At 73.1% G+C, this 17,297-nt stretch carries 16 protein-coding genes; 5 read left to right on the plus strand and 11 right to left on the minus strand.

Translation table 11 applies throughout. The features are described from left to right. The first annotated feature begins 96 nt into the window (after positions 1–96). Positions 97–876, plus strand: a complete 780-nt coding sequence (locus ACFY2L_RS01985) for an alpha/beta hydrolase (protein ID WP_390655807.1) — start codon at positions 97–99, stop codon at positions 874–876. Further along, positions 869–1,486 carry a hypothetical protein gene (locus ACFY2L_RS01990; RefSeq protein WP_390655806.1) on the plus strand — a complete coding sequence of 206 codons (618 nt, stop codon included), beginning with the start codon at positions 869–871 and terminating at the stop codon, positions 1,484–1,486. The genes ACFY2L_RS01985 and ACFY2L_RS01990 overlap by 8 nt, the downstream gene beginning before the upstream one ends. 44 nt (positions 1,487–1,530) lie before the next feature. Here ACFY2L_RS01990 and ACFY2L_RS01995 read toward each other — a convergent pair whose 3' ends face one another. The 6 genes from ACFY2L_RS01995 to ACFY2L_RS02020 all read right to left on the minus strand — a co-directional run bounded on the left by ACFY2L_RS01995 (position 1,531) and on the right by ACFY2L_RS02020 (position 6,718). Further along, positions 1,531–2,277: an endonuclease/exonuclease/phosphatase family protein gene (locus tag ACFY2L_RS01995; RefSeq protein WP_390655805.1), complete on the minus strand. Its 747-nt coding sequence runs from the start codon at positions 2,275–2,277 to the stop codon at positions 1,531–1,533. Between the two features lie 137 nt (positions 2,278–2,414). Beyond that, positions 2,415–3,368: an ROK family glucokinase gene (locus ACFY2L_RS02000; RefSeq protein ID WP_390655804.1), complete on the minus strand. Its 954-nt coding sequence runs from the start codon at positions 3,366–3,368 to the stop codon at positions 2,415–2,417. Between the two features lie 119 nt (positions 3,369–3,487). Further along, positions 3,488–3,985, minus strand: a complete 498-nt coding sequence (locus ACFY2L_RS02005) for a DUF5304 domain-containing protein (RefSeq protein WP_390655803.1) — start codon at positions 3,983–3,985, stop codon at positions 3,488–3,490. 82 nt (positions 3,986–4,067) lie between these two features. Beyond that, positions 4,068–5,234: an ArsA family ATPase gene (locus ACFY2L_RS02010; protein ID WP_390655802.1), complete on the minus strand. Its 1,167-nt coding sequence runs from the start codon at positions 5,232–5,234 to the stop codon at positions 4,068–4,070. A 173-nt stretch (positions 5,235–5,407) separates the two neighbouring features. After that, on the minus strand, positions 5,408–5,845 hold the full coding sequence (locus ACFY2L_RS02015) for an SRPBCC family protein (protein WP_390655801.1): 438 nt from the start codon (positions 5,843–5,845) through the stop codon (positions 5,408–5,410). Positions 5,846–5,962: 117 nt separating this feature from the next. Then, entirely contained in the window at positions 5,963–6,718 is a 756-nt protein-coding gene (locus tag ACFY2L_RS02020) for a metallophosphoesterase (protein ID WP_390656193.1), read from the minus strand. A 337-nt stretch (positions 6,719–7,055) separates the two neighbouring features. Between ACFY2L_RS02020 and ACFY2L_RS02025 the strand changes: the two genes are divergently transcribed. Further along, positions 7,056–8,852: an AMP-dependent synthetase/ligase gene (locus ACFY2L_RS02025; protein WP_390821259.1), complete on the plus strand. Its 1,797-nt coding sequence runs from the start codon at positions 7,056–7,058 to the stop codon at positions 8,850–8,852. Positions 8,853–8,869: 17 nt separating this feature from the next. Here ACFY2L_RS02025 and ACFY2L_RS02030 read toward each other — a convergent pair whose 3' ends face one another. Together ACFY2L_RS02030 and ACFY2L_RS02035 are read right to left on the minus strand one after the other, a co-directional pair. Continuing rightward, positions 8,870–10,450: a GMC oxidoreductase gene (locus ACFY2L_RS02030; RefSeq protein ID WP_390655799.1), complete on the minus strand. Its 1,581-nt coding sequence runs from the start codon at positions 10,448–10,450 to the stop codon at positions 8,870–8,872. Between the two features lie 127 nt (positions 10,451–10,577). Beyond that, positions 10,578–11,720 (minus strand): glycosyltransferase family 4 protein, encoded by a 1,143-nt coding sequence (locus ACFY2L_RS02035; protein WP_390821260.1) that lies wholly within the window; start codon positions 11,718–11,720, stop codon positions 10,578–10,580. Between the two features lie 131 nt (positions 11,721–11,851). Between ACFY2L_RS02035 and ACFY2L_RS02040 the strand changes: the two genes are divergently transcribed. Continuing rightward, on the plus strand, positions 11,852–13,078 hold the full coding sequence (locus tag ACFY2L_RS02040; RefSeq protein WP_390655797.1) for a glycosyltransferase 87 family protein: 1,227 nt from the start codon (positions 11,852–11,854) through the stop codon (positions 13,076–13,078). Here the strand turns inward: ACFY2L_RS02040 and ACFY2L_RS02045 are convergent. Next, the gene (locus ACFY2L_RS02045) at positions 13,036–14,361 is read right to left on the minus strand and encodes an MATE family efflux transporter (protein WP_390821261.1); all 1,326 of its coding nucleotides are present in this window, start codon (positions 14,359–14,361) and stop codon (positions 13,036–13,038) included. The genes ACFY2L_RS02040 and ACFY2L_RS02045 overlap by 43 nt on opposite strands. 102 nt (positions 14,362–14,463) lie before the next feature. Between ACFY2L_RS02045 and ACFY2L_RS02050 the strand changes: the two genes are divergently transcribed. Next, entirely contained in the window at positions 14,464–14,994 is a 531-nt protein-coding gene (locus ACFY2L_RS02050; protein WP_390655795.1) for a PadR family transcriptional regulator, read from the plus strand. Here the strand turns inward: ACFY2L_RS02050 and ACFY2L_RS02055 are convergent. Next, a complete protein-coding gene (locus tag ACFY2L_RS02055; protein WP_390821262.1) occupies positions 14,982–16,199 on the minus strand; it encodes a hypothetical protein in 1,218 nt (405 codons plus the stop codon). The genes ACFY2L_RS02050 and ACFY2L_RS02055 overlap by 13 nt on opposite strands. Positions 16,200–16,239: 40 nt before the next feature. Further along, positions 16,240–17,262 carry an NlpC/P60 family protein gene (locus tag ACFY2L_RS02060; protein WP_390821263.1) on the minus strand — a complete coding sequence of 341 codons (1,023 nt, stop codon included), beginning with the start codon at positions 17,260–17,262 and terminating at the stop codon, positions 16,240–16,242. Positions 17,263–17,297: the final 35 nt, after the last annotated feature.

The following is a 17,297-nucleotide window of genomic DNA, read 5'->3' on the forward strand; positions in this document are numbered from 1 at the left end:
CAAAGGCTCCGACGGCCCTGGTCGGTGTCGGTGCGGTCGCGTACCGTGAAGCACACGTCCCTCCCACCATGAACAGACGAAGACAGGAGACCGAAGGTGCCGGTCCTTCCTGGAGCCGAGCCGTACCGCCACGAGGGCGGGGAGGTCGGGGTCCTCCTCTGCCACGGCTTCACCGGTTCCCCGCAGTCGCTGCGCCCCTGGGCCCGGTTCCTGGCCGACCGGGGTCTGACCGTCTCACTGCCCCTGCTGCCGGGTCACGGCACGCGCTGGGAGGACATGACGCTCACCGGCTGGCCCGACTGGTACGCGGAGGTGGACCGCGAGCTGCGCGCCCTGCGCGAGCGGTGCTCCCGGGTGTTCGTGGCCGGGCTGTCCATGGGCGGCGCCCTGGCGCTGCGGCTGGCCGCGAAGCACGGCGAGGGCGTCGGAGGTGTCGTCGTGGTGAATCCGGCGAACCGGGTGCACGGGCTGTCCGCGTACGCGCTGCCGGTGGCCCACCACTTCGTGCGGTCGACGAAGGGGATCGTGAGCGACATCGCGAAGGAGGGTGTCGTGGAGACGGGCTACGAGCGGGTGCCGCTGCGGTCGGCGCACTCCCTGCGGGGCTTTCTGCGGCAGGTCGACGGAGAGCTTCCGCAGGTCACGCAGCCGCTGCTGCTGCTGCGCAGTGTCCAGGACCATGTCGTTCCGGCCGCCGACTCGGCCCGGGTCCTGAGCCGGGTGTCGTCCGTGGACGTGACCGAGATCCTCCTGGAACAGAGCTACCACGTGGCAACGTTGGACCACGATGCGGACCGGATCTTCGAGGAGAGCTACGCGTTCATCGCCCGGATCGCGCCCAGTGTCGGCAAGGAAGGGACGGCCGTAGGTGGCTGAGCACGACTCCGACCGCGAGGACCGGGAGAACCGGGAGGAGCGGGACGGCCTGGATGCCCGCCGGGGCCGGGAGCCGGAGGAGCAGAGCGTGCCCTTCGACGAGGAGGCCGCGTGGGCGGCGATCGTCGCGGGGTACGGCGACGAGCCGCCGGACCCGCCGGGGGCCAAGCCGTTCAAGTCGGTCGAGGACCTGGCGCTCCTGGAGTCCAGGACGAACGAGGACGAACCCCGTGACCCGGGTGAGGAACAGGAGCCGAAACCGGCCAAGCCGCTGGGCAGTTCCGTCTCCTTCGCGCCCGGCGTGGGCCCCCGCGACCACACCGCGCCGGAGCCGGCCGAGGAGGACTTCGACGAGGACGACGAGGGTCACTTCGTGCCGCCGGAGCCGCCGCCGCTGCCGGCCGCCGACACCACGGCCAAGTTCGCCTGGCTCGGGGTGATCGGCGGGCCGCTGCTGCTGTTGCTGGCGGTGCTGCTCGGCTGGGACATGACGTGGTGGCTGACGACGGTCTCCATCGGCGGCTTCCTCGGCGGCTTCGCCACCCTGGTGGTGCGGATGCGCCCGGACGACGAGGACGACGGGGACCCGGGGCGGGGAGCGGTCGTCTAGGGCCTGTTGCGCAAGCGCGGCAGGCGCCGCTTTCGCAACAGGCCCTAGGCGGCCGGGACGGTGAGGGCGGCGAGGACCGGGAGGTGGTCCGTGGCCGCCCTCAGGTCGTTCTCGGTGACACCGGGGAGGCCGAGGGGCACGCCGCAGCCCAGTACCTCCACGCCCTTGGTGACGAAGACCGCGTCGATACGGCGGTCCGGCGCGGTGGAGGGGAACGTGTGCCCGGCGCCCCAGGGGGCGGTGGTGCGGCAGTCCCGCAGGGTGCCGGACAGCAGGCCGAAGGTGCGGCCCCCGGGCCTCTCGTTGAGGTCGCCGCCGGCGACGGCGTGCTCCACTCCCAGGCCGGCGAGGCGGTCGAGCAGCATGCCGCCCTGGTCGTACCGCTCGTCCTCGCGGAGGCCGAGGTGGCAGCTGATCACTCCGAGGCGGGCGCCCCCGATGCGGACGACGGCGGTGGCGAGGCCGCGGCGGTGCTCGCCGGGGGTGAGGGGGAGCAGGACGTCCTCGGTGCGTTCGACCGTGGCCCGCAGGGAGCACAGGACGGCCGGCCCGGCCGCCGTGCCGCCGCCGGTGAGGATCACCTGGCCGGAGGCGGCCGCGAGGCGGGCGAGTTTCTTGCGCCAGCGGAAGAAGCGAGGGGCTTCCTGGACGAGGACCAGGTCGGGGGCGCAGGCGGTGATGACGCGGGCGAGCGCGTCGGTGTCGTCGCGCATCGAGCGGATGTTGTAGCTCATGACCCGGATGACGACCGAACCGTCGGACTCGGTGCGGGAGTTGGGGAGCTGCGGCATGTGGATCAATTTACGCCCGATGCGGCGGGGCGCGAGGTTTGTACGCGACTGACGGTTGTCCGTGGTCAGTCGCGCCCACGCGGCGGAGCCGCATGGTGACACAGCCCCGCGCCCCTCAGCGGTCGGCCCCCCGGCCGTCACATGATGGGATCCGGCTCTCTCGCCAGGTCCGCCGCGCCCACCATGCCCGCCTTGTTGCCCAGCTGGGCCGCGATGACGTCGGCCACCGGGCGCCAGTTGCCGCCGACCAGCCAGCGCTTGTAGGACTTGCGGATCGGGTCGAGGACCAGTTCGCCCTCGTCGGAGAGACCGCCGCCGACGATGAAGGCGGAGGGGTCGAAGAGGGAGGCGAGGTCGGCGAGGCCGGCGCCGGCCCAGCGGGCCAGCTCGCGGTAGGAGTCGACCGCGACCGGGTCGCCCTGGCGGGCGGCCATGGAGATGTGCTTGCCCTCGATGCCGTCGGGGGTGCCGTCGCCCAGGCCGAGGAGGACCTCGGCGTGCTCGGGGGTGGCGTTGGCGCGCTGCTTGGCGTAGCGCACCAGCGCCCGGCCCGACGCGTACTGCTCCCAGCAGCCCTGGCTGCCGCAGCCGCACAGCAGGCCGTCCGGGACCATGCGGATGTGGCCGAACTCGGCGGCGACGCCGAAGTGGCCGCGGCGCAGCTTGTTGCCGATGATGATGCCGCCGCCGAGGCCGGTGCCGAGCGTGATGCAGATGACGTTGCGGTGGCCCTTGCCGGCACCGAACTTGTACTCGCCCCATGCGGCGGCGTTGGCGTCGTTCTCGACGACGACCGGAAGGCCCACGCGGGCCTCGACCTTGTCCTTCAGCGGTTCCTGGCGCCAGTCGATGTTGGGTGCGAAGTAGACGGTGGAGCGCTGCCGGTTGACGTATCCGGCCGCTCCGATGCCCACGCCGACGATCTCGTGGCCCGCGCGGGCGCCCTCCACCGCCGAGGCGATGGCGTCCACGATGGCCTCGGGCGTGGTGGGGGTCGGCACCTTGAAGGTCGAGAGGATGTTGCCTTCCTCGTCGACCACGCCGGCCGCGATCTTCGTGCCGCCGATGTCGACGCCGATGGTGAGTCCCATGAATCCCTCAGTTTCGGTCGAGCCCCGCTACGGCCAACGGTACCCGAGCCACTGCCGTCGGATTCGCGTCGTCCGCCCGGCGGACAGGCCGGACGGCACGGGGGGCTCGCCCTCGAGGGTCAGTCCAGGTCGATGCGCTGTCCGGGGCCGGTTCCCTCGCCGCCGTCGCGGGGGTCGTGCTCGTCGCGCGGGTCCTGCGTGCGGCTCGTCCAGCGCTGTTCCTGGTGCTGGACCGCGGAGCGGTAGGCGGCGAGCAGTTCGCCGCCGGCCGCCGCGAGGTGGTCGAAGACGTCGGGGTTGCGCTCGATGACGGGTTCGACGGCGGCCTTGGCCTGCTGGACGACCTGGCGGACCATCTGCTGGGCGGCGCCGCCCGCGACCGCGCCGAGCAGCGGGGACTGGATGCCGGAGAGCTTGTCGGCGACGGCGTCGACGAGCTTGCGCAGTTCCTCGGCGGCCGAGCCCTCCGGCCGGCCCTGCTCGGCGCGGTGACGGGCCTTCTCCCGGGCCAGGTCCTCGGCGCAGGCGGTGGCCCAGGCGTCGGTGTCGGTCGCGCGGGGCTCCTCGGCGACGGCCTCGTCCCGGGCGGCGTCGGGCGTGGGGCGCTCTTCGCTCATGACGGACTCCTGATGGCTCCTGGTGGACGACGCCTCATCACGGGTCGTCCCCTCCGACGTTACCCGAACGGGGGTATCCCGTTCACCGTCCGCGCGGCCAGAGACCGGGATCCGGCGTGAACCGGATGCGCAGCTCGCCGTCGCGCAGGGAGGCGCCGCCGACGGCGCAGCGGCGCAGGGCCGAGGGGAGCGGGACGATACGGCGGAAGGGTCCGGCGGCGAGGACGAGTTCGTCGCCGCGCCGGACGAGGTCCAGCTCGTCCCGTATGGCGCCGGGCAGCGGGATGTGCCAGACGAGCACGCCGTCCTCGGCGAGCCGGTCGGCGACGGGCCACTCGACCGGGGAGGTGTCCGGGTCGACCGGGGGCACGGCGAGGGCCGTGAGGTCGTCGGCGCCCCGGGGGTCGTGACCCAGGTGGGCGACGGTCCGCGCCGGGCCGCCCCACTCCCCGAGGGCCTTGCGCTGCTGGGTGACCAGCCGGCCGAGCCATCCGTCGTCGGCCGCCGCCTCCGGCAGGACGCGGTTGGCGACGAGCGATTCGACGGGCAGCGCGCGCAGGGCGAGGCCGAGGCGGGCGTCCCGGACGGCTTCGGCCCCGGCCGGGCCGGGTTCGGCGACCAGCCGTACGGCGGTGTCGCGGTCGGCGAGGACCGCCTCCACGGCGGCCAGTTCCACGTCCCAGCGGGCGGTGGTCTCGTACAGCCACTCGGCGGGCATCGGCACCCCGGCGAGGCGGCCGAGGACGGGGCGCAGGGCGCGGGCGGCCTGGCGTTCCGGCGGGAGCAGGCGGCGCAGGTAGCGGCGCAGTTCCTCGGGGAGGGCGAGCAGGGCGAGGGCCTGGGCGGTGGGCGGCAGGTCGACGACGAGCAGGTCGTGCGCCTCGGCGAGGGCGGCGTCCCGCAGCGCGCGCAGCAGGGTCAGTTCCCCGGCGCCGGGGAGCGGGGTGACCTCCTCGGGGTCGAGCCGGGCGGCTCCGAGCAGGTCGAGGACGGTGGAGGCGCGCTCCTGGAAGCCGGCGAGGTCGTCCCGGAAGCCGGCGGTGGCGTCGGGCCGCCAGGCGGTGAGGTTCGGGGCCGGGCGCACCGGCTTCGCCCCTGTCCGCGCCCCCAGCGCGGCGCCGAGGGTGTCGGTGCGGTCGGCGCTGAGGACGAGGGTGCGGGTGCCCGCGGCGGCCGCGTGGAGGGCGGTGGCGGCCGCGACGGTCGTCCGGCCGCTGCCGCCGGGGCCGGTGATCAGGATGGTGCGCATGGGGGTGAACCGTACCGTCGGAGGAGTGCGGGCGGGTCGGGCCGTGGCCCGGTGCCGGGGGTGGGCTGCGCGGCCCGGCGCGCGCGGGGTGCCGCCCGGGTCCGCCCTCCCCCGCTCCCGGCGTCGCCCGGGCGGGGGACCCCCCTCGCCCCGGCGGCACGTCTGCCCGCGGGTTACGCCGACTCGACGCGCTTCTTGAGCCCGGCCAGGGCCCGGTCGATGATGACCTTCTCCGCCTTGCGCTTGATCATGCCGAGCATGGGGATCTTGACGTCGACGGTCAGCTGGTAGGTGACCTCGGTGGCGCCCGCGCCGGCCGGCCTGAGGAGGTAGGAGCCGTCGAGCTGGCGCAGCATCTGGGACTTCACCAGCGTCCAGGACACCTCGTGTTCGCCGGTCCAGGTGTAGCCCAGGACCTGGTCGTCCTTGATGGCGCCGGCGTCCATGACCAGGCGGACCTGCTCGGCGCGGCCCTGCTCGTCCTTCTTGAGGACCTCCGCCTGCTTCACCTCGCCCGTCCAGTCCGGGTAGCGGGCGAAGTCCGCGATCACGGCCATGACGTCGGCCGGGGCCGCCTCGATCGTGATGCTCGAGCTGGTGTGTTCCGCCATCGCCGTGACTCCTCCGGATACGGGCCCGTAAAGGTACGTGTGTGCAGCGTGAAGGCTACCGCGCGGCCGACCTGCCGAGTTCACCCGGCGTCAGGTCACCGTCGGGTCCCGGCCGGGTCACCACTCCAGCGCCCACGGCTCGCCGCTCCCCGCGAAGTGCCCGACGTTCACGCACTCGGTCGCGCCGATCCGCATCCGCCGGGCCAGTGGCTGGTGGACGTGTCCGAAGAGGGCGTAGCGGGGGCGGGTCCGGCGGATCGCGTCCAGCAGGGCGCGGCTGCCCCGTTCGAAGCGGCGCGCGACCGTGTCGTAGACGAGTTCGGGGACCTCGGGCGGGATGTGGGTGCACAGCACGTCGACCTCGCCGACGGCCTCGATCTTCGCCGCGTACTCCTCGTCGCTGATCTCGTAGGGGGTGCGCATCGGCGTGCGCAGACCGCCGCCGACGAAGCCGAAGACCCGGCCGCCGATCTCCACCCGCTCGCCGTCCAGGACCGTGGTGCCCGGTCCGGCGAACTCCCGCCACAGCTGGGGCATGTCGACGTTGCCGTAGGTGGCGTAGGTCGGGGTGGGGAACGCCGGGAACAGCTCGGCGTACTGCCTGCGCACGGCCTGTTCGATGAGCATGGCCCGGTCGCCGTCGATGCCGCCCCACAGCCGGCGCCCGAGCTCGCGGGCCTCCTCGAAGCGGCGGGCGGTGCGCAGCTCGACGATCAGGTCCGCGTTCTCCACGCCGAAGAGGTCGGGGAAGATCCCGCGGGAGTGGTCGGCGTAGTCCAGGAAGAGGACGAGGTCGCCCAGACAGATCAAGGCGTCCGCGCCCTCTCCGGCCCGGGCCAGGTCACGGGCGTTGCCGTGCACGTCGCTGACCACGTGGATGCGTGTCCTGCGGTTACCGGAGGGTGTGGATGCCATGTCGATCAAGAGTAGGCGTGTGCGGCATACGTGAACAGTGGCGACGGGAATAGCGGTTACTGGCCAGTCAGTAAAGGGGTGGACTACTGTGCGCGGGAAAGCACCAATCTGTGTGACGCAGCGAACATCTCGTCGGGACCCCCTGTCAAAGAAGCCATACCGGCGGGTAACGTCCGGGCAGTCCAGTCGTGCTCAGGATTTCAACCGTTGAAACCCTGAGCGCCACCCGAGCCGTGGACCGCACCGTCGCATCACACAACGTCGTGGCGCCGGCGCCCTATGAGGAGCAGCAGTCTTGCGCGAGTTCAGCCTTCCGGCTTTGTACGAGGTCCCTGCGGACGGCAATCTGACCGACATCGTCCGCAGAAACGCCGCGCAGCACCCTGACGTCGCCGTCATCGCCCGCAAGGTGGGCGGCGTCTGGCAGGACGTGACCGCCACGGCCTTCCTGGCCGAGGTGCACGCCGCCGCCAAGGGACTCATCGCCTCCGGTGTCCAGCCGGGCGACCGGGTCGGCCTGATGTCGCGCACCCGCTACGAGTGGACGCTGCTCGACTTCGCGATCTGGAGCGCGGGCGCGGTCAGCGTGCCGGTGTACGAGACCAGCTCGCCGGAGCAGGTGCAGTGGATCCTCTCCGACTCGGGCGCGACCGCGATCGTCGTCGAGCTGGACGGCCACGCGGCCGCCGTCGAGTCGGTGCGCGACTCGCTGCCCGCCCTGAAGCACGTGTGGCAGATCGAGGCGGGCGGTGTCGAGGAGCTCGGGCGGCTCGGCCAGGACGTCGCGGACCAGACGGTGGAGGAGCGCAGCTCGCTCGCCAAGGCCGACGACCCGGCGACCATCGTCTACACCTCCGGTACGACCGGCCGGCCCAAGGGCTGTGTGCTCACCCACCGCAGCTTCTTCGCCGAGTGCGGGAACGTCGTCGAGCGTCTGCGTCCGCTGTTCCGTACGGGCGAGTGCAGCGTGCTGCTCTTCCTGCCCCTCGCGCACGTCTTCGGCCGGCTGGTGCAGATCGCTCCGATGATGGCGCCGATCAAGCTGGGCACGGTCCCGGACATCAAGAACCTCACCGACGAGCTGGCGGCCTTCCGGCCGACGCTGATCCTCGGCGTGCCGCGCGTCTTCGAGAAGGTCTACAACTCGGCCCGGGCCAAGGCGCAGGCGGACGGCAAGGGCGTGATCTTCGACAAGGCGGCGGACACCGCGATCGCGTACAGCAAGGCGCTGGACACGCCGTCCGGCCCGTCGATCGGTCTGAAGATCAAGCACAAGGTCTTCGACCGGCTGGTCTACAGCAAGCTGCGCGCGGTGCTCGGCGGCCGGGGCGAGTACGCGATCTCCGGCGGCGCGCCGCTGGGCGAGCGCCTCGGCCACTTCTTCCGCGGCATCGGCTTCACCGTGCTGGAGGGCTACGGCCTGACCGAGTCCTGCGCGGCCACCGCCTTCAACCCCTGGGACCGGCAGAAGATCGGCACGGTCGGGCAGCCGCTGCCGGGTTCGGTGGTGCGGATCGCGGACGACGGCGAGGTGCTGCTGCACGGCGAGCACCTGTTCAAGGAGTACTGGAACAACCCCGGCGCGACCGCCGAGGCGCTGGCCCACGGCTGGTTCCACACCGGTGACATCGGCACCCTCGACGAGGACGGCTACCTGAGGATCACCGGCCGCAAGAAGGAGATCATCGTCACCGCGGGCGGCAAGAACGTCGCCCCGGCCGTGATCGAGGACCGGATCCGTGCGCACGCGCTGGTCGCGGAGTGCATGGTGGTGGGCGACGGGCGGCCGTTCGTGGGCGCGCTGGTCACCATCGACGAGGAGTTCCTGGGCCGTTGGGCCGCCGATCACGGCAAGCCGGCGGGCTCCACCGCGGCGTCGCTGCTCGAGGACCCGGACCTGCTGGCCGCGATCCAGTCGGCGGTCGACGACGGCAACGCCGCGGTGTCGAAGGCGGAATCGGTGCGGAAGTTCCGCATTCTCTCCTCCCAGTTCACGGAGGACTCGGGCCATCTCACGCCGTCGCTGAAGCTCAAGCGCAACGTCGTGGCGAAGGACTTCGCGCCGGAGATCGAGGCGATCTACGCGAAGTAGTCAGGCGAGCGGCACGATCATGGTGCGGTGTCCTCGGCGAGGACCCGCGCCATCGTGCGTTCGGCGAGGGCGGTGATCGTGACGAACGGGTTGACGCCGATGTTGCCCGGCACCAGCGAGCCGTCGGTGACGTAGAGCCTGGAATACCCCTTCACGCGTCCGTAGTTGTCGGTGGACCTGCCCAGCACACAGCCGCCGAGCGGGTGGTACGTGAAATCGTCGGCGAAGATCTTGCTGGACGAGCCGAAGAGGTCGTACCGGTAGATCGTCGCGTTGGCGGAGTTGATCCGGTCGAAGAGTTTCTTCGCCATGCTCACCGAGACCGCGCTCTGGGCGGCGCTCCAGTTCAGCCTGAGCGCGCCGTTGGTCCAGGAGAAGGCGGCCCGCTCGGGGTTCTTGGTGATCGCCAGATAGAGGCTGACCCAGTGCTCCAGGCCGGTCGGCAGCGGGGCGATCTCGGCGAAGACGGGGTTGTCGGCGTTGGCCCAGTCGTCGATGCCCAGGACCGGCATGGTCGACTGGTTGGCGCCGACCGTGTCCCACAGGTGGTTGGCCCGGCCGAGCATCACATTGCCGTTGGTGCCCCAGCCGGTGCCCACGCTCGCGTCCAGCGCCGGGAGCGCGCCGGTCTGCCGTGCCCGGACCAGGAGTTCGCTGGTGCCGAGGCTGCCCGCGCCGAGGAACAGATAGGTGCAGCCGTACTGCTTGGTCTCGACGACGGCGCCGGTGTCGTCGATGCGCTGGGCGGTCAGCAGCCAGGTGCCGTCGCTCGCCCGGCTGATGGCGGTCACCTTCTCCATGGTGTGGAGGGTGACGTTCCCGGTGCCGAGCGCGGACGCCAGATAGGTCTTGTCGAGGCTCTTCTTGCCGTGGTTGTTGCCGTAGATGACCTCCTGTCCGAGGGCGGACTTCACGGCGGTGCCGGCGGCCTCGCGCTGCATGTAGCCGAAGTCGTAGACGCTGGGCACGAAGGTGGTCTTCAGACCGGTGTTGGCGGCGGCCTTCCGGGAGGTGCGGCTGAACCGGTACCACTCGGTCGACTCGAACCAGGCGGGGTCGATGGTGTTGACGCCGAGCATGGCGCGGGCGCGCGGGTAGTACGTGCTGTACATCTCGGTGACGTCGACGGTCGGGAACTGCTCGGCGAAGTAGGACTGGAGCGGGGTGACCGCCATCGAGCCGTTGACCAGGGAGCCGCCGCCGACCCCGCGGCCCACGAAGACGGACATGTTGTCGAAGTGCACCCGGTCCAGGACGCCGGGGTAGGGGCTGATGTCCTTGTTGACGACGTCCAGCCAGAGGAAGGTGGCCAGCGGCGCCTCGGTGCGGGTCTTGAACCACATGGAGCGCTGGTCGGGGCTGGCGGTGTTGCAGAAGATCCTGCCGTCGGCGCCGGCGGTGTTCCAGAGCCGGCCCATCTCGAGGACGAGCGTGCGGATGCCGGCCTGGCCGAGGCGCAGGGCGGCGACGGCGGCTCCGTAGCCGGAGCCGATGACGATCGCGGGCGCGGACTCGACCGCGGCGGGCTCGTCCGCGCGGGCCGACTGGAGGCCGATGCGGGTGAAGCCGAGGGTGGCCGCCGTCTGGAGGGCGGCCATACCAAGAATTTGACGTCTCGTCAGCTGACGCTGCATCAGTTTGACTGTCATGTGCGCAGCATCAGCGGATTCCGGCCGTCCGGCTAGAGCCCGCGGCAGGGTTTGCCCATACCTTTGAAGCGGGCCGCTACAGCAGCGTCCTGAGCTTCTCCGCCAGCAGGTCCCAGCGCCACTTCTCCTCCACCCACTGCCGCCCCCGCTCTCCCATCCGGCGGCGCAGCCCGGCGTCCCCGAGGAGCACGACGATGCGCTCGGCGGCCTCGGCCGGGGAACCGCCCCGCACGACCCAGCCGGTCTCCCCGTCGAGCACGGCGTCGGGCGCCCCGCCGGAGTCCCCGGCGACGACGGGCAGCCCGGTGGCGGACGCCTCCAGGTAGACGATCCCGAGCCCCTCGACGTCCAGCCCGCCCCGCCGGGTCCGGCACGGCATCGCGAACACGTCACCGGCGCCGTAGTGCGCGGGCAGCTCGCCCCAGGGCACCGCCCCGGTGAACCGCACGGAGTCCGCGACACCGGTCTCGCGCGCCAGCCGCCGCAGATCCCGCTCGTAGGGCCCGCCGCCGACGATCAGCAGCACCGCGTCCGGCTCGGCGGCCAGGATCCGGGGCATGGCGAGGATCAGGGTGTCCTGGCCCTTGCGCGGCACCAGCCGCGAGACGCACACCACCACCGGACGCTCGGTCAGTCCGAGCCGGGCCCGCACCTCCTCGCCGCCCGAGCCCGGGTGGAAGGTCTTCTCGTCGACGCCCGGCGGCAGCTGCACCATCCGCCCGGCCGCCTCGGCGCCGAGCGCGGTCGCTATCCGCGAGCGCGTGTACTCGCCCAGGTAGGTCATCGTGTCCGTGGTGTCCCCGATCCGGCCCAGCAGCCGGCGGGCCGCGGGCAGCTGCGCCCAGCCCGCCTCGTGCCCGTGGGTCGTCGCCACGAGCCGCTCGGCGCCCGCCCTGCGCAGCGCGGGGGCCATCAGCCCGAGCGGCGCGGCCGCCCCGAACCACACGGACGTGCAGCCGTGCTCCCGCAGCAGCCCGACGGCCCGCCGGGTCGCCCCGGGCGTCGGCAGCAGCATCGTCGTGCGGTCCCGTACGACGGTGAAGGGCTGCTCGGCGTCGAAGGCGGCCGTCGCCTCGGCGCCCTCCCGGCCGCGCTTCCAGGTGGAGGCGTACACGACGAGGCGGTCGGGGTCGAGCCGGAGCGCCATGTTGTGCAGGAACGCCTGGATACCGCCGGGGCGGGGCGGAAAGTCGTTCGTCACGATCAGGGTCTTGTGCATCGACGCCGACCTTATCCAAACGCCCTTCACAGCCGCGCGGGGCCGCGCTTCACAGACGACCGGAGGATCATGGGCCGCACGGACGGACAGTGCCGGACAGACGACCGCAGAGACCGACAGGACGGACACCGGTGGACTTCACGGAGGCGAGACGGCCGCTCACCCGGCTGCTGGCGACCTGGGGCGGGACGCGGCTCGTCCTGCTGCTGCTCGTCCTCAAGGTGTTCGTCTTCCCCGGCCCGGACGTGACGACCGACGTGTCGTACATCTACCAAAGCTGGTACGACGTGCTGCGCACCGGGAGCTTCCCGCACGCCGATGTCACCTGGCAGTACCCGCCCGCCGCCGCGCTCGCGATCCTCTCCCCCGCTCTGCTGCCCTTCCTCGGCTACGCGCAGGCCTTCTTCGTCCTGGCCTTCCTGGCCGACCTGGCCGTCCTCCTGCTGCTCCTGAACGCCGGCCTGCGCCCCGGCCGCTCACCGCGCGGCGCCTGGGTGTGGGTGGCGGGCGTGCCGCTGCTCGGCCCCACGGTCTACGCCCGCTACGACGTGATGGTCACCGCCGTCGCCGTGGCAGCCCTGCTCGCGGGCGCCCGGCACCCCCGGCTGATGGGCGCGCTCACCGGCTTCGCCGCGCTGCTGAAGGTCTGGCCCGTGCTGCTGCTGGTGGGCGCGGTGCGGCGGCGGGCGTGGGCCGCCGCGACGGCGACGGCCGCCGCCCTGGCCGCGGTCTTCGCCCTCGCCATGCCCGGCGCGTTCGCCTTCCTCACCTTCCAGCGCGACCGGGGCACCGAGGTGGAGTCGCTGGGCGCCCTGGTCTTCCATGTCGCGCGGCAGTTCGGCTGGCAGGGGCAGGTGCTGCTGAACTACGGCTCGGTGGAGTTCCTCGGCCCGTACGTCGCGGTGGTGAGCGACCTGGCCCTGGGCCTGACCGCGCTCGCCTTCGGCTGGCTGCTGCTGTGGCGGCTGTCGGCGAAGCGCCTCGCCGCGCACACCCTCGCGGAGGCGGCGTTCACGGCGGTGCTGCTGTTCACGGTCACCAGCCGGGTGATCAGCCCGCAGTACCTGGTCTGGCTGGTCGGCCTGGCCGCGGTCTGCCTCTGCTCCCGCGCGAGCCGGATGACCGGCCCGGCCGTGCTGGTCCTGGCCGCGGCCTTCGTGACGGTGCTGGAGTTCCCGGTCTTCTTCGCGGACGTCGTCGACAGCACCCCCCTCGGTGTGGGGCTCCTCCTCCTGCGCAACGGCCTTCTGGTCACCGCCGCCCTCCGCGCCGCCGTGCACCTGTGGCGCGCGACCGTACCGGATCCCGCCCCCGGTCACCCCACCCGCACCGACGAGACCGCCCGCACCTTCTCCTGACGCCACGCGCGCCGCACCACCACCCCCACCGCCGCGCACTGCGTCCCCATCGCGAGCGCCAGCGCCAGGCACACGCCCGGCAGCCCGAGTCCCGACAGCCCGTACGCGAGCGGCAGCTGGACCGCCGTACCGAGCAGGGTGACCCGCAGCAGCGCCGGCGCTCCCCCGCTGCCCTCGAAGACCCCGCCGAGCGCGATGAAGCCGGCCATCAGCAGCAGGTACGGTCCGGCGCAGCGCAGAAAGAGCACCCCCTCGTGGGCCACGGCGGGCCCGGCGCCGAAGGCGGCCATGATCCAGGGAGCCGTGACGAACAGCAGGACGGCCGCCGCGAGCCCGGCACTCGCCGACACCACCACGGCCTGCCGCCCGATCGCCCGCCGTTCGCCCTTCCCCTCGCCCCGGGTGTGCGCGGTGTGGATGGAGGCGGCCTGGCGCACGGCGTAGAAGGCCATCGTCGCCACGTACATGACCTTGTAGGCGATCGAGTACGCGGCCACCGCCGTCACCCCGAGCCGCGCCACCACCGCCACCAGCCCGAGCGCCCCGGCCTGCCGGACGGTGAAGTCGGCGGACATGGGCAGCCCGGTCGCCAGCGTGCGCCGCAGGGAGGCCGCGAGCGGGACAGCGGGCACCGCCCCGGCCGCCGACCGCAGCAGGGCGTTCCGGCGCAGCGCGACCAGGCCGGCGCCGAGGGCCACGCACCGGCACAGCACGGTGCAGGCGGCGGCGCCGGGGACGCCGCAGAGGTGGATGAGGAGCGGGTCGCAGACCAGGATCAGGCCGTTGGCCAGGAGGGCGAGGCGCATCGGCGTCCGCGTGTCTCCCGCGCCCTTGAGGATGCCGTCGAGGAGGTTCTGCGCGAAGAAGACGGCCAGGCCCGGCATGGAGATCGCGAAGTAGGAGACGGCGAGCGGGAGGGCCGGGCCGCCGTCACCGCCCAGGACCAGCCGGGACAGCGGTGCGCGCAGCAGGAAGCCGGCCCCCGCGACGACCGGCGTGACGACCGCGCACAGCGCCCAGCCGCCCCGCACGGCCGCCCGCACGGCCCCGGGGTCCCGTGCACCGCGTGCGTGCGCGACGAGCACGGTGGTCCCGGAGGCGAAGACCAGGGCGACACCGAGCAGCACGTTCTCGGTGTTGGTGGCGACCGCGACGGCGGCGACCGCGGGTCCGCCGAGCCGGGAGACCCACACGGTGTTGATGATCCCGGCGGCGACGGAGGCGAGCAGCGAGAGGTAGACGGGGTGGGCGAGCGAGACGAGTTGTCTGCGGTGCGCGTTCATGAATCCCCTCTTATCGAGCTACCTCGATTCGAGATAGCTCGATAAGAGGTAACATGGGTCACCGCACACCGCAAGGCCGTCGCGCCACCGCAGGAGAGAGCCATGCTGGAGCTGTCGATCCTCGGCTTCCTCGCCGAAGAGCCGCTGCACGGATACGAGCTCAAGGAAAGGATCAGAGCCCTCACCGGCCACGTCCGCCCGGTCAGCGACGGCGCGCTCTACCCGGCCATCACCCGCCTGGTCACCGCCGGCAAGCTCGACCAGCACACCGAGGACGGGGCGGGCGCGGCCCCGCGCCGGGTGCTGACCCTCACCGACCGGGGGCGCGAGGACCTGCTGGAACGCCTCCGGCACCCCAAGCCGGTCGAGATCACGGACCAGGTCAGGTTCAACACGGTCCTGGCGTTCCTGCGGCACCTGCCCGACCCCCGGGAGCAGGCGGCCGTGCTCCGCCGCCGGCTGGACTTCCTGGAGACACCCGCGAGCTTCTTCTACGAGGGAGGCAGGCCGGTGCGGGCGGAGGAGGCGGACGACCTGTTCCGGCAGGGCATGCTGCGGGTCGCGCGGGCGACGGGAGCGGCGGAACGGGCCTGGCTCCGGGAAGCCGTCGGGCGGCTGACTCAGCCGAGCTGAGAGCGCAGATACGCCCGCCAGTCCGCGGTGAACCGCTCCAGGGACAGGCCCAGCACGCCCTTCAGCGCCCCCTCGACCGCTCCGGCCCGCTCCTGGTGGGCGCCGACCGCCCGGTAGAAGGCGTCCAGCTTCACCTCGCCCCAGCGCTCGGCGATCATCCGGCAGGCCAGCCAGCCGCCCTCGTACGCCCGGGCCAGCCGGGCCGGGTTGCCGGAGAAGCCGAAGTCGGCGTCGGTGGGCAGCCCGGCCGGCACGCGGTCCCCGGTGACGGCGCTCCGGAGTTCGGGCGCGACCTGGCGCGGGGTGCGTCCGGTGTCCCGGTAGCCGACCCAGTCGGCGTACCCCTCGGACAGCCACAGCGGGGTGGCGGCGTCGGTGTGGGCGCGGGTGGCGACATGGGTGGTCTCATGGGTGAGCACGACCTGCCGCCCGACCGAACCGAGCATGGCGTACGCCTCGGGGTTGACGACCACCCGGTCGGCCGGCGCCGGATCCCCGCCGCCGGCCCGGCCGCCGGTCTCACCGGTGGTGACGGCGGCGATGCCCCGGTAGGAGGAGGCGGGCGAGCCGAGCAGACCCGCCATGCCGTCCAGCGACTTCGGTACGAGGACGACCACGCGCCCCGCCCAGTCCGTGCCCCAGGCCGCCGACACCGCCGGGACCGCGTCGTCGGCGAGACGGGCGAAGGAGCGGAGCCGCGCGACGGGCTGACCGGCGCCGAGCACCAGGCTGTGCTCGCCGCGTACGACGGTCACCACGCCCTGGTCCCACAGCTGTTCGCCCGCCTTCTTGGCGGGCTTCTCGGAGGCCACCGCCCACCGTCCGGCGGCGTCCCGGGTCAGCCGCAGGGTGCGGCCCACGGTCACCGGGGCCCTGTCGTAGCCCTGGATGCGGTAGCTCAGCTCGGCGTCGGCGGTCGCGGAGTCCCCGTCCCGGCGCACCGCCTTCACCTCGTAGGACCAGGCCGCCAGCGGCACCGCCTCGACGCCGGCCCAGCCCGCGCGGGTGCCGGTGGTGGCGTAGGCCCGGGCGTCGTGGCGCAGGACGGCCGCCGCCCGCCGGTCCAGCACCCGCTGCACCTCGGCCGTCGCGGTGTCGGCCGTGGGCCGCCCGCCGCAGCCGACCAGGACGAGGCCGGCCAGGGAGACGAGCAGCACACCGCGGCCCGGGACCCCGGATCCGCGCACCCGCCCACGACCAGCCATCCTCCCGATCGTACGGCGCCCCCGCGGGGGCGGGCTCCGGTCAGGGCCTGGTGACCGAGGAGACCGGCATCATCCCGACCGGGTCGTAGCGCACCGCGGCGCCCGGGTAGGGGGCGTGGATGACCTGGCCGTTGCCCGCGTACATGCCGACGTGACTGGCGTCGGAGCGGTAGGTGACGATGTCGCCGGGCCGGGCCTGGGAGAGCGGGACGCTGCGCCCGGCGTGCGCCTGGGCCTGCGAGGTGCGCGGCAGGGCGACCCCGGCCTGCGCGTAGGACCACTGCATCAGGCCCGAACAGTCGAACCCGGAGGGGCCGTTGGCGCCCCAGACGTACGGCTTGCCGAGCGCGGAACGGGCGGCGGCGAGGGCGGCGGCCGCACGGCCCGAGGCGGGGACGGCGCCCGCGAGGTCGGGCATGGGGAAGCGACCGGAGCGGGACGCCCGGTCGAAGGCGGCGCGTTCGGCGAACGGCAGGGCGTTCAGCATCCGCCTCGCCCGGGCGAGCTTGCGCTCGACGGTCCTCTTGTGGCCGGCGACGGCCTTGCGGCTCTTCTCCAGCTCGGCCAGCGTGTGGGCGGTCTCGGCGCGCTCCTGGGCGAGCGCGCGCATCGCGTCCTGGAGTTCGCCGAGTTCCCCGGCCTGGTGGGCGGTGATCCGGTCGAGGACGGAGGCCTTGGCGAGATAGTCCTCCGGGTCGTCGGAGAACAGCAGGGCCAGGGAGGGGTCCAGGCCGCCGGACCGGTACTGGGCGCCGGCCAGCGAACCGAGCCTTTCGCGCAGGTCGTTGATGCGCCCCTGCTGCCGGGCGACCCGGTCCTGCGCGTCACCCACCGCACGGCGCAGGACGCCGACGCGCTCGTCGGCCTTGTTGAACGCCTCGGTGGCGTGCTCGGCCTCCTCGTAGAGCCGGTCCACCTCGGCGCGGGTGTCGTCGTGCGGGGCGGCCGAGGCCGGTACGGCGGTCAGGGCGCCGAGTGCGGCGGCCGCCGCGGACAGCACGCTCAGGGGGCGGGAGGCGCCCCGGTCGGACCCGGACGGTGCAAGGCGGCGATGGGACCCCACGGGAAGCCGCGCTCCTTCCACTGGCGGACAGAGAC

Source organism: Streptomyces sp. NPDC001381, assembly GCF_042895685.1.
Lineage (GTDB): Bacteria > Actinomycetota > Actinomycetes > Streptomycetales > Streptomycetaceae > Streptomyces.